This window comes from Beggiatoa alba B18LD, assembly GCF_000245015.1.
Classification (GTDB): domain Bacteria; phylum Pseudomonadota; class Gammaproteobacteria; order Beggiatoales; family Beggiatoaceae; genus Beggiatoa; species Beggiatoa alba.
Map to the genome: position 1 here is coordinate 4,210,255 of NZ_JH600070.1, position 12,597 is coordinate 4,222,851.

The window sequence follows — 12,597 nt, forward strand, 5'->3', positions numbered from 1 at the left end:
GAACTATAAAGGATTCACTCTTAAAACCGCATAGGGGGATATGCCTAGATAATTCAATGTATTGTCTAAAGAATCAGTAAATTTTGACGTAGGGATAACCTGAGTTCGGCAATATTTATAAAATAAAACAGAGACCTGCTAGGTTTTTAAAACCTAGCAGGTCTGTAGGAACACGCGAAAAGGTTTGAAGGACTGGCAGAGATTACTCTCTTGTTTTTCATCGAGATTCACCCGACAAGATTCAGACAAGCTGTTGTCTTTTTTAAAAAACTCGCCGAACTCAGGTTAAACTAAGTAAACGCACTATAAAACGACGCGAAGGACTGGCAGTCCTAAATTTAAATTAACGCTAGTTCGGCGAGTGGCGAAAACCGTTTAGAATTTTTCAACTAAAAAATGTAGGGTGGAATAGCAAAGCATATTCCACCATACGATTTATAATCTGTTTTTGCTCAGTTTTTGCAGAATTTCAAGGTGGAATACGCTTCGCTATTCCACCCTACAACATTCAAGCTGTTGTCTTTTTAAAAGAATCTCGCCGTACTCGCGTTATTTTAGAAAACTCATCGAACTCAGTAACAATAAAAAAAGCCTTCATTATGTGAAGGCTTTTTTATATAACACTGTAACGTTCAATGATATACTAACTGATTTCTTCCATCATTGTTTGTGCTTTTTGTTTCTGCTCGGCATTACCTTCCGCAAGAATTTCAGAGAGGATATTACGTGCAGTATCATTGTCTTCCATATCTCGATACATTTGTGCGAGGTTAAATTTATCTCCAATATCATCAGACTCTAGATCTAAATCGCCTAAATCACTGTTTAAATCTGTACTGTCCAGTCCTAAATCGTTATCTAAAGAGAAATTTCCTGCATCCATTTCTAAATCATCATTGCCAAGAGACAGTTGAGTATCATCATCTAGTGATAAACTGTTAAGCTCATCACCACTCATGTCTAGGCTAAGGTCATCGTTACCCATATCTAAACTGGCGGTATCGTCTGCGCCCATGTCTAAACTAAGGTCATCGTTACCCATGTCTAAATCGAGGTCGTCACTGCCTGTGTCTAAACTGGCTGTGTCGTCTGCACCCATGTCTAAATCGAAATCGAGGTCGTCATCGTTTCCTGATGTCGCCATTAATCCCGCGCCTAGCGCAGCACCACCAATTGCAGCGGCGGCAACGCCAGCTTTACTTGTAGAAGCAGGACTATCCGCAAAAAGCTCACGGTTTGTATCCAAATCTTGCCACAATGCTTGGGTTCTTTCCCATAAAACCCCTTTACCACCAGTCGCATCATGCAATATTCTTGCTTCGGTCTCAAAGGCATCGACTTTCTTCGCTGCGGTTAAGACTTCTAATAATTTCATGCGGTATTCTTGCTGAGTGGGGTCTTCAGCTAGGGCATTACGTAATAAGTCTTCTGCTTGATCGTAGCGTTCATAAGCGATATAGACATCAACTTCTTCAAATAGTTCATCATTTAAAACGCCTGATGTACTATCTTCATTGGAGATTTGTTGCATTAATGCAGAGATATCTTCCTCAACAGCATCATCAGCCGCTTTTGCGGTTGTAAGCGTTTCAGTATCATCTGTATTATCTTGCTCTTCCGCTTTGAGACGCTCTAACTCTTGGCGAATATCCTCTTCTTCTTGTTCTTTGGCTTTCCGACGACGAGATAATAAGAACGCGCCACCACCTAATAACAATAATCCGCCACCAATCCCACCTAAAGTCATTAAACCGCCAGGTATTGTTTCTTCTACAATATCTAATATGCCTGTAGGCTCAACCGCTTCATCTGTCGCAGTGCTAGGTGTTGTTGCTGTTTCAGCTGTTGAGGTTGTCTCTGCTGTTTTGTTAGCGTCTGCCCCTGCTTCTGCGGTGGGTGTATTTGTTACTGGTTCAGTCGTTGGTGTTGTTGTGGCGGTATTATCAGGTGTAGCGGTGGTTGCCGTTGTATCGTTCGGTACGATAGTCGTTGTTTCTGTTGGCTTGGCTGTAACCGTTGTTTCTGTTGGTAATGTTCCAGTGGGTTGTGTCCCTGCTTGTAAGGTTGAGCTATCAACAGGGGTTGCAACAGTTGGTTTATTCACTGTTGTTTCTACTGGTAAATTACTGGTTGGCGTTGTGGGGTTTACTTCTGTTGGGCTTGTAGTTGCCGTAGTATTCGTAGGTTCAACAGTTGTTGTTGCTGTCGTTGTCGTTTTTACTGTTGGCAATGTTCCTGCTGATGTTGTTGCAGCAGCAGAGTCCACAGGTTTAACAGGTTGACTCAGTTGGGTTTGTAATGTTGCTAGCTGTTCATTTTGCAATTTAATGAGGGTGTTTAACTCATCTAATTGCTTTTTCATCGTAACAATTAAGTCATTATTTTTTTGTAAATCTTCTTTTAGCGTCTTATTTTCATTGCTTAAACGCAAATTTTCTTCTTCTACTCTTGCAAGAGAGGTTCTGAGCGTCTCTAATTCAGCACTTTTGCTGGGATTACCAGCTTGTGCGTTATTACCTTGTTCTAAACCTGCAATGCGAACAGATGGTTCATCCGTTAATTTTGGTCCCGTCTGTGCAGCCGCTGCTTTTAAAGCAGACTCGGGGGCTTTTTCAGGCTTTTTTTGTGTAGCAGCTGGACGTGATGTGCTTGCAGCAGATGCAACAGCCCGATTGACCTCCGCAGGTTTTAAAGTGCCATCAAAATCAGGAACACGTAAGACTTGCCCTGCTTTTAAACGGTTCATATTGCCCGCGATAAAAGCATCAGGGTTTGCGTCATAAATGCTATTCATGTGTTGTCGTAACGAGGTGTTACTTGGCAAGGTACGGCTAGCAATCGATGAGAGCGTATCACCGCTTGTTGTACGGTACTCCCCCCCTGTCACAGTGCCACGTTTGCTACTACTGGAGCTGTTACTGGCTTTACCAGTTGGACGCAATAAGGTTGTCTTATTGGCACTCATGGCTCCAACCGTTGCTGGTGGTTGTGCACTGGCAATTTTAGGTTCGTATAAAGGCGGGTCTAATAAGGCGGTATATTCACGAAGAATACGCCCACTAGGCCATTTAACTTCAACTAAAAAGTTTAGAAATGGCTCTTTAACGGGTTGATTCGTCCTGATGTGAATAACGGCTTGCGTCGCATCCGTTGGTTCTATTTCAAACCGTAATTCATTCAATACGTAGGGGCGTTCAATACCTGCCCGACGGAAGGCTTCCGCAGAAGCTAAAGTAGCTACAAGACTATCTTTGTTATTATCTAATTTTGGAATAGATAATACGTTAATCTTGGCTTTAAACGGTTCATTGAGATGGGAAGTAACATCAATATTACTCAATCCCAATGCGTTGGCGTTAGTGCTGAATAGTATGCTTGATAAAGCTAAGGCTAACGGTAGTTTGCGCGTCATCACGATCTCCTTCTTTTACCTATACCGGTGAGTATGCCCGTGCAGGTAGCGGGAGGCAGTCTTTTTTACTGGGTCGTGTTCGCCGAATGCACGATGGGAATTGGGGCTATGCAGCAATCCCGGTAAGCCTTGGTAGAACAGCACGACATACCTCTCTCAACGTTGGTATTTAGAACTTGGATATATGAACGATTAATGAATAACTGTAGTTCAAAATAAACCTGCTAAAAGACTACAGATTAAAAATTGTATGTCAATATACCAAGTTCTAAGCCATATCTCGAATATACTTTATAATTTACCACTAACTATAAATTATATATAGTCTTTTATTAAAATTTCTGCAATTTGGATGCTATTTAAGGCTGCACCCTTACGAATATTGTCAGAAACAACCCACAGATTTAAACCACGAGGGTGGGAAAGGTCTTCGCGAATACGTCCAACATAAACGGGGTCTTTGCCTGCGGCTTCAGTCACTGCGGTCGGGTATCCACCTGCTTCCCGTTCATCTAACACAACAACACCAGCGGCTTTACTGAGTAAGGCACGTGCTTGTTCCGCTGTAATTTTGTCGCGGGTTTCAATATGGATTGCTTCGGAATGTCCATAGAAAACAGGAACACGTACAGCAGTCGGGTTAACGAGAATTTTCTCATCTTCCATGATTTTTTGGGTTTCCCACACCATTTTCATTTCTTCTTTGGTGTAGCCGTTATCCATGAAAACATCGATATGTGGCAATACGTTGAAAGCAATCTGCTTCGGATAAACTTCAGCAGTAATTGGTTTGCCGTTCAAAAGGGCTGCAGTTTGATTGGCAAGCTCTTCAATAGCTTCTTTACCTGTACCAGAAACAGATTGATAAGTTGCAACATTAATGCGTTCAATTCCGACTGCATCATAAATGGGTTTTAAAGCAACCAGCATTTGAATGGTAGAACAGTTAGGATTAGCAATGATATTGCGGTTTTTATATTGTGCGATGGCGTGTGCGTTGACTTCAGGAACAATCAACGGAATATCAGCATCTTGGCGGAATTGTGAGGTATTATCAACCACAATACAGCCTGCTGCCCCTGCTTTAGGCGCGTAGATTTTAGAAACAGAAGCACCAGGAGAGAATAAGCCAATTTGAACTTTACTAAAGTCAAATTGTTCTAAATCCTCAACCATTACACTTTTGCCTTTGAATTGCAAACGAGTCCCCGCCGAGCGACTGCTGGCAACGGGATATAAATTTCCGACTGGGAAATCCCGTTCTTCTAAAATGGACATCATGGTTTCGCCCACCGCACCCGTTGCACCGACAACGGCAACATCAAACAAACGACGACTCATTTAACAATATTCTCCAAAAAAACAATTTATATTTAGCGTGTTTAGTTGCGCTTGAAATTAAGCAGAAATCAGTCATTAAATTAAAGATGCGAGATGAGTCGCATCTTTACAACTTATTAGCCTTTTAAGGCATTTAAAACGGCTTGGCCCATTTCTTGGGTGTTCACCAGTTTATATTGACTTGTGCTGGCATTGCCTAAAATGTCACGGGTGCGGAAGCCTTGTGCTAAAACTTTTTTAACAGCACTTTCAACTTTATCAGCTAAATCCGCACGACCTAAGCTGAAACGTAACATCATGGCGACAGATAAAATGGTGGCTAAGGGGTTAGCAATGCCTTTACCTGCGATGTCAGGGGCTGAACCATGAATGGGTTCATACATCCCTTTGTTGTTAGCGTCTAAAGAGGCAGAGGGTAACATGCCAATAGAACCCGTTAATTGTGAAGCTAAATCGGATAAAATATCACCGAAAATATTAGTTGTCACAATGACATCGAATTGTTTCGGATAGCGCACTAGTTGCATGGCAGCGTTATCAACATACATGTGGGTTAATTCCACATCAGGATATTGTTTGCCGACACGGGTAACGACTTCGCGCCAGAATTCTGTACATTCCAAAACATTGGCTTTATCAATAGAGCATAATTTCTTTTGACGTTTTTGCGCACTTTGGAAACCAACATGTGCAATGCGCTCGATTTCGCTCTCGCTGTAAACCATGGTGTTAAACCCTTGTTTTTCACCATTTTCTAAAGTGCGAATCCCGCGTGGTTGTCCAAAATAAATATCGCCTGTCAATTCACGCACAATGAGAATGTCTAAACCCGAGACAATTTCAGGTTTTAAAGGGGACGCATCGGCTAATTCAGGATAAATGGACGCAGGACGTAAATTTGCGAATAAATTTAAGGCAGAACGTAACCCTAATAAGCCTTTTTCAGGGCGTAAAGAAATATCTAAAGGTTCCCATTTTGCACCACCAACTGCGCCCAGCATAACGGCATCGGCACGTTTCGCTAATGCTAAGGTTTCAGGGGGTAAAGGATGCCCTTTAACATCATAAGCAATGCCACCGACTAATCCTTCTTCTAATGCAATATCTAAACCATCAGAGGTTTTTAAGACGTTAAGGACTTTTACGGCTTCTGCCATGATTTCAGGGCCAATACCGTCACCTGCTAAAACTGCAATGGTTTGTGTCATTCCAACTCTCTCAATTTATTAATTTCGTTATGTGTTTGGTAAATTTTATGTAGTAATAATGGCTCATATTTATTGAATATTAGCCCTGTTAGCTACTTAGAATAACCAAGCTGCTTTTTGTTTGCGTTGGTTTTCAAATGTGCTGATTTCTGACGCATGTTGTAGGGTTAAACCGATGTCATCTAACCCATTTAACAAGCAATATTTTCTGAACTCATCCACATTAAAGGGAATCACTTGCTTGCTAGGAGTTGTAATTGTTTGTGCAGTTAAATCAACAGTTAAGCGATAGCCTGTCGTTGCAGTAACTTCTTTAAATAGTTGGTCGATGGTTGCATCGTCCAGAATAATCGGCAAAATACCGTTTTTAAAGCAGTTATTGTAAAAAATATCGGCATAACTGGGGGCAATTAAAGTACGGAAACCATAATCTAACAATGCCCATGGTGCGTGTTCACGGCTAGAACCACAGCCGAAATTTTGCCGTGTTAAAAGCACTTGCGCACCCGCATAGCGCGGTTGATTTAAGATGAATTCTTGATTCAATGGGCGGTTAGTGCAATCTTGCCCTGGTTCACCGTGGTCTAAATACCGCCACTCATCAAATAAATAAGGGCCAAAACCCGTGCGGTGAATCGATTTTAAAAATTGTTTTGGGATAATGGCATCGGTATCAACATTGACACGATCCAAAGGGGCAACTAAACCATCAAGTGTTGTAAATGCTTGCATAATAATATGTCTAACAAGTGAATAACGACTAAAAACGACAGGATTAGCCAAAAAGGCTGACCCTATACCAACTAAATCCTTTTATTGCCTTAGGCAACGATGCTGACTTTGGCAAAATTGCGTTTGCCAACTTGGTAAACGTGTTGGGTATTTACCGCAATTTGTAGCGTTTTATCGCTAATTTTTTCCCCGTCAATTTTGACAGCCCCTTGTTGTATCATTCTTAAGGCATCTGATGTGCTAGGGGTTAAACCTGCTTCTTTTAACAAATTAGCAATCGGATAACCTGCTTTTCCGTCTAAATGCAAGGTGATTTCAGGTAAATCGTCGGGAATTTCTTTCTGTTTAAAACGGGCAACAAAATCCACATAAGCTTGTTCAGCCGCTTGGGTATTGTGGAAGCGGGCGACAATTTCTTGTGCAAATTCGACTTTTACATCCCGTGGATTGCCACCTTGTGCAACTTGCGTTTTCCATGCGTTAATTTCTGCCAGTGTTTTAAAGCTCAACAGCTCAATATACCGCCACATTAAATCATCAGAAACAGACATTAATTTGCCAAACATTTCACTGGGGGCTTCATGAATACCAATATAATTCCCCAATGATTTAGACATTTTTTGTACGCCGTCTAATCCTTCTAAAATCGGCATGGTTAAAACGACTTGCGGTTCTTGACCGTAATGTTTTTGCAATTCCCGACCAACTAGCAAGTTAAATTTTTGGTCTGTTCCGCCTAACTCAATGTCTGACTTTAAAGCAACAGAATCATAACCTTGTACTAGTGGATATAAAAACTCATGAATCGCAATTGATTGCCCTGTCGTGTAGCGTTTATGAAAATCATCGCGTTCCAACATCCGCGCAACATTATATTTCGCGGCAAGTTGAATCATACCCACAGTCCCCAATTCATTCATCCACTCGGCATTAAACCGAATTTCAGTTTTTTCAGGGTCTAAAATCTTAAAAATTTGCGCTTGATAGGTTTTCGCATTTTCTAACACTTGCTCACGGGTTAAAGGCTGACGGGTAACATTTTTTCCCGTGGGGTCGCCTATCATTCCCGTAAAATCGCCAATTAAGAAAATGACTTGATGCCCTAATAGTTGAAAGTGGCGGAGTTTATTGATTAAAACCGTGTGTCCTAAATGCAAATCGGGAGCTGTTGGGTCGAAACCTGCTTTAACCCGCAAGGGTTTCCCTCTGGCTAATTTAGTGACTAATTCCGATTCTAATAATAACTCGTGAACGCCTTGTTTAATTTGCGCTAATGCTTCCGCTGCGGTAGCCATGAAAACCTCAAAAACAACGAACTGATTATCTTGATTAGCTTAACATAAACTGCTTGCACTGTTGTGATTAAATGCGCTGATTATCGGCATTTTCACGACATTATTTTCATGCTTTACCTAATGAATGACTTGAGTTCTCAATACAGTTCATTTAATTATATCTGTTTATCGATACTCAGATATAGAGAGAGAACGATAAAGGCAACAGGAAGGCTTTACATTTGTCTATGGTGTAAAACATCAGAAAAGGTTTTTTTACCCCTTTTATATAACAGTGTAATACACTATGGTCTGCATCAATCTTATCAGGAAGGTACTATCAAATGGCAACTCAGCAAGCCTATCAAACACCGAAGGAATTGTTGGAAAAGTTCAATAAGTTGACAACTGAATGGATGGAAGGATTTGGTGCAAACCAATCCCAAGAAATGTTAAAACAGTTTACTAATGCGTGGAATGCGATTGCGACTCAATCCGCTCAAGACCCTCAAAAATGGGTGGAAATTATCACGCAATATCAGCAAGCACAAATGCAATTATGGATGAACGTTATGGGCGCGCCGATTGGGGGCGAACATAAAACCATTGCTACCCCTGACCCAACTGACCGACGCTTTGCGGCAAAAGACTGGGAAGAGCATCCCGTTTTTGATTACCTTAAACAATCCTATTTACTAGCATCCAATTTATTGATGCAATCCGCAGAACAAGCGCAGTTAAATGATGATAATAAGCGCAAATTACGCTTTTATACCAAGTATTTTATCGATGCAATGTCTCCCAGCAACTTTGTAACGACTAATCCTGAAGTGATTAAACAAGCTGTTGAAACTAAGGGACAAAGTTTATTAGATGGGCTTAAAAACTTATTAGCCGATTTAGAAAAAGGTCGCATCAGTATGACCGATGAATCTGCTTTTAAATTGGGCAAAAATATCGCTGTCACCGCTGGAGCAGTTGTTTACGAAAGCGACATCATGCAAGTGGTTCAATACAAACCCACCACAGAAACCGTTTTAGATAAACCTGTTGTTATTGTTCCTCCTTGCATCAATAAATTCTATATATTAGACCTACAACCCGATAATTCTTTCGTCAAATACGCCGTTGACCAAGGCAATACCGTTTTCGTGATTTCTTGGATTAACCCCGATGAAAAACTCAGCCAACTGGCATGGGATGACTACATCGATAAAGGTGTGATTAAAGCTTTTGAAATTGCAAAAGAAATCACTGGCGCGAAAAAAGTCAACGCCGTTTCTTGGTGCGTTGGCGGTACTATTTTAGCCACCGCCTTAGCTGTCTTACATGCCCGTAAAAAACAAGCACTTGTCAACTCTGCAACCTTCTTCACCACTATGTTAGATTTTTCTGATCCTGGTGAGTTAGGCGTATTTATTGACGAAGTTCAATTCATGCAACGAGAATCCCAACTGAAACACACAGGCGTGTTATCAGGTAAAGATTTAGCCACAGCATTCTCCATGTTACGCGCTAATGACCTCATTTGGTCATATGTCGTCAATAACTATCTCAAAGGACAAACTCCAGCCCCCTTTGATATTCTTTATTGGAATAGCGACCCCACCAACTTACCCGCTAAAATGTACACCTTCTATCTACGTAATATGTACTTAGATAATAAGTTAGTACAACCCGATGCATTAACCTTATGCGATGTGCCTATTAACTTACGCAACATCAAAACGCCTAGCTACTTCCTTTCAACCATAGACGACCATATCGCACCGTGGACAACCACATTTACCGCGACTGAATTATTCTCAGGACCTTTAGAATTCGTCTTAGGGGCAAGTGGACATATTGCAGGCGTTATTAACCCCGCGAGTAAAAACAAACGTAACTATTGGACGGGGGGCGAAAAAGGCAAAGGCAGTGCGCACTGGTTAGAAACCGCACAATCACAAAAGGGCAGCTGGTGGAATCACTGGAGTCAATGGCTAAAAGCCCAAGGTGGCGAACAAGTCCCAGCACCAAAAGAGCTTGGCAGTAAAGACCATGCTGTTGTCGAGCCTGCTCCTGGTCGCTATGTTGCTAAACGAATTGAATAAGCCGTTTTAATACATTTATTCAATTTATAAACCTAGTAGATACCTAAATCTACTAGGTTTTTATATAATTAAACCTTGATTAAACTCCGTCTTTTTGCAAAACACATAATTCAGAAAATATTTAATAATTTCAATCTGATACTTAATATATAAGTAATATCACAATTTAATTCCTTTGGAATAGAAACGCGACGGTTTAAAACACATCGCTAATCATCTGCATCATGATGGATTTATGAATACATTTCCGCTACTTGCTATTGAACACCTGAGTTTGACATTCACACACACACAAACAACCGTTGTGCACGATGTGAGTTTCAACATTCATGCAGGTGAAAAATTAGCCCTCGTGGGGGAATCGGGTTCGGGTAAATCCGTCACAGCAATGTCAATTTTACGACTGTTAGACCATCAACAAGTCGCTTACCCATCAGGAAAAATCGACTTCCAAGGCAGAAATTTACTCAAATTCAATGATGCGCAAATGCGCCAAATTCGTGGCAAAGAAATTTCCATGATTTTTCAAGAGCCAATGACAGCTTTAAATCCTGTCTATCCCATCGGTAAACAACTCATAGAACCGCTAATTATCCATCAAGCGGCTAAAAAATCTGATGCAAAACAGCGGATGTTAGAACTCTTAGCACTCACAGGAATTACCGACCCTAAACGCTGTTTTAACGCCTATCCCCATCAACTTTCTGGCGGACAACGTCAGAGGGTCATGATTGCAATGGCACTTGCCTGTCAACCTAAATTATTAATTGCTGATGAACCAACAACCGCATTAGACGTGACGATTCAATTACAAATTATCGAATTGTTGAATACCATGCAAAAAACCTTTGGTATGGCAGTTTTATTAATTACCCATGATTTAAATATGGTTAAACGTTTTGCTGACCGTATTTGTGTCATGCAAACAGGCAGACTAGTTGAACAAGCAAATACAACAGATTTGTTCACACAGCCGCAACACGAATACACACAACATCTACTCAATAGCCAGCCAGAAGCCTTACAAAACCCTTTCGACTATGTGCACAACTCAGAACCTTTATTAGATTGCGAATCAATGAGCTGTCACTTTATTTTGAATAGAGAAGGGCTATTCCGTCCTAAACAAAAGTTTACCGCTGTTGATAAAGTTGATTTACACTTATACTCAGGAGAAACACTGGGCATTGTGGGCGAGTCAGGTTCAGGCAAAACCACATTGGGACTATGCATGTTACGGTTACAAACGGCGGAAGGCGTGATTAAATTTAATAAACAACGCTTAGATGGATTATCCCAATCTAAACTGCGCCCCTTACGTCGCCATTTTCAAGTTGTTTTTCAAGACCCTTATTCCTCACTTTCCCCACGCATGACTGTGGAACAAATTATCGGAGAAGGTCTAGAAATTCACTACCCACAATTACGCCGTCAAGAAAGACGCGAAAAAATTATTCAGATTCTACAAGAAGTTGGTTTAAGTACAGACATGCTACGACGATATCCGCATGAATTTTCTGGCGGACAACGGCAACGCATCGCTATTGCACGAGCGGTTATTTTAGAACCCCGCTTAATTTTATTAGACGAACCGACCAGCGCGTTAGATGTTTCTGTACAAAAACAAGTGCTCACACTACTTCGTGACTTACAAAAAAAGCATAATATCAGCTACCTTTTTATCAGCCATGATTTAAAAGTCATTCGTGCAATGGCACACCGTGTTATTGTGATGAAACAAGGACAATTTGTGGAACAAGGGAAAACCGAAACCCTATTTAACAATCCACAACATCCTTACACCCAACAATTGCTACAAGCAAGTTTATAATAGACAGTTTTACAAATTACGTTGAGCAATGTCGTACATACTGGATGCGTTAAAAAAAGCAGAACGTGAGCGGGAATTGGGAAAAATCCCAAGCATTGATAGCACCTATCCCCCACTGTTTACAGAAACTAACCACTATTCGCGTTGGCTAATTCTGCTTACAGTGATTGGTCTGATTGGATTTATAAGCGTGGCATTTTTTTGGCAGCCTAATAAATTGTCAAATGATATGACCGTCTTACCCACGGACAATTCAAACACGATACCTGCTACGCCCATTGCTCGCCCGTCGGTTGGTACACCCAGTCCACTTGCGCATCAAGCCCAAGTGTCTCGCGTATCCGAAACGGTGCATGATACCGCTCCGCCATCCATGCCAGCCGTATCAACACCACCGACCCGCCCTGTTTCCATACCAGCAAGTCCAGTGGTTGAAACAGCCCCCGTACCAAGCATTGCAGAAGTGCCTCAATACTTGCAACAAAAGCTACCTGAACTCACGATAAATGCGCATGTTTATGCAACCGAGGCAAAACAACGCTTTGTTTTAATTAATGGAAGACGCTACCGCGAAGGGATGTCGATTCAAGAGGGAATGACTGTAGAAGCTATTCGTCCAAATGATGTGGTGATTAACTACCAACAAAAACGCTTTCGTTTATCGATTCGTTAAAATAAAGAGTCGTTTTACTTAAATATCATCAGA

8 protein-coding genes are annotated in these 12,597 nt (G+C 41.2%); 3 read left to right on the forward strand and 5 right to left on the reverse strand.

The window, feature by feature from the left end:
- Window positions 1-643 precede the first annotated feature (643 nt).
- The 5 genes from BEGALDRAFT_RS17435 to tyrS all read right to left on the reverse strand — a co-directional run bounded on the left by BEGALDRAFT_RS17435 (window position 644) and on the right by tyrS (window position 7,988).
- On the reverse strand, window positions 644-3,412 hold the full coding sequence (locus BEGALDRAFT_RS17435) for a FimV/HubP family polar landmark protein (RefSeq protein ID WP_002692333.1): 2,769 nt from the start codon (window positions 3,410-3,412) through the stop codon (window positions 644-646).
- Window positions 3,413-3,727: 315 nt separating this feature from the next.
- Complete coding sequence (locus BEGALDRAFT_RS17440) at window positions 3,728-4,753, reverse strand: aspartate-semialdehyde dehydrogenase (protein WP_002692334.1); 1,026 nt, start codon at window positions 4,751-4,753, stop codon at window positions 3,728-3,730.
- A gap of 116 nt (window positions 4,754-4,869) precedes the next feature.
- The gene (gene leuB / locus BEGALDRAFT_RS17445) at window positions 4,870-5,961 is read right to left on the reverse strand and encodes a 3-isopropylmalate dehydrogenase (RefSeq protein ID WP_002692336.1); all 1,092 of its coding nucleotides are present in this window, start codon (window positions 5,959-5,961) and stop codon (window positions 4,870-4,872) included.
- A 96-nt stretch (window positions 5,962-6,057) separates the two neighbouring features.
- Window positions 6,058-6,693 (reverse strand): 3-isopropylmalate dehydratase small subunit, encoded by a 636-nt coding sequence (leuD, locus tag BEGALDRAFT_RS17450; RefSeq protein ID WP_002692337.1) that lies wholly within the window; start codon window positions 6,691-6,693, stop codon window positions 6,058-6,060.
- Window positions 6,694-6,782: 89 nt separating this feature from the next.
- Window positions 6,783-7,988 carry a tyrosine--tRNA ligase gene (tyrS, locus tag BEGALDRAFT_RS17455; protein ID WP_002692339.1) on the reverse strand — a complete coding sequence of 402 codons (1,206 nt, stop codon included), beginning with the start codon at window positions 7,986-7,988 and terminating at the stop codon, window positions 6,783-6,785.
- A gap of 323 nt (window positions 7,989-8,311) precedes the next feature.
- Between tyrS and BEGALDRAFT_RS17460 the strand changes: the two genes are divergently transcribed.
- The 3 genes from BEGALDRAFT_RS17460 (at window position 8,312) to BEGALDRAFT_RS18605 (ending at window position 12,564) form a co-directional block, all read left to right on the forward strand.
- A complete protein-coding gene (locus tag BEGALDRAFT_RS17460; protein WP_002692341.1) occupies window positions 8,312-10,060 on the forward strand; it encodes a PHA/PHB synthase family protein in 1,749 nt (582 codons plus the stop codon).
- Between the two features lie 235 nt (window positions 10,061-10,295).
- Window positions 10,296-11,891 (forward strand): ABC transporter ATP-binding protein, encoded by a 1,596-nt coding sequence (locus BEGALDRAFT_RS17465; RefSeq protein ID WP_002692345.1) that lies wholly within the window; start codon window positions 10,296-10,298, stop codon window positions 11,889-11,891.
- A 28-nt stretch (window positions 11,892-11,919) separates the two neighbouring features.
- A complete protein-coding gene (locus tag BEGALDRAFT_RS18605; RefSeq protein WP_002692346.1) occupies window positions 11,920-12,564 on the forward strand; it encodes a general secretion pathway protein GspB in 645 nt (214 codons plus the stop codon).
- Window positions 12,565-12,597: the final 33 nt, after the last annotated feature.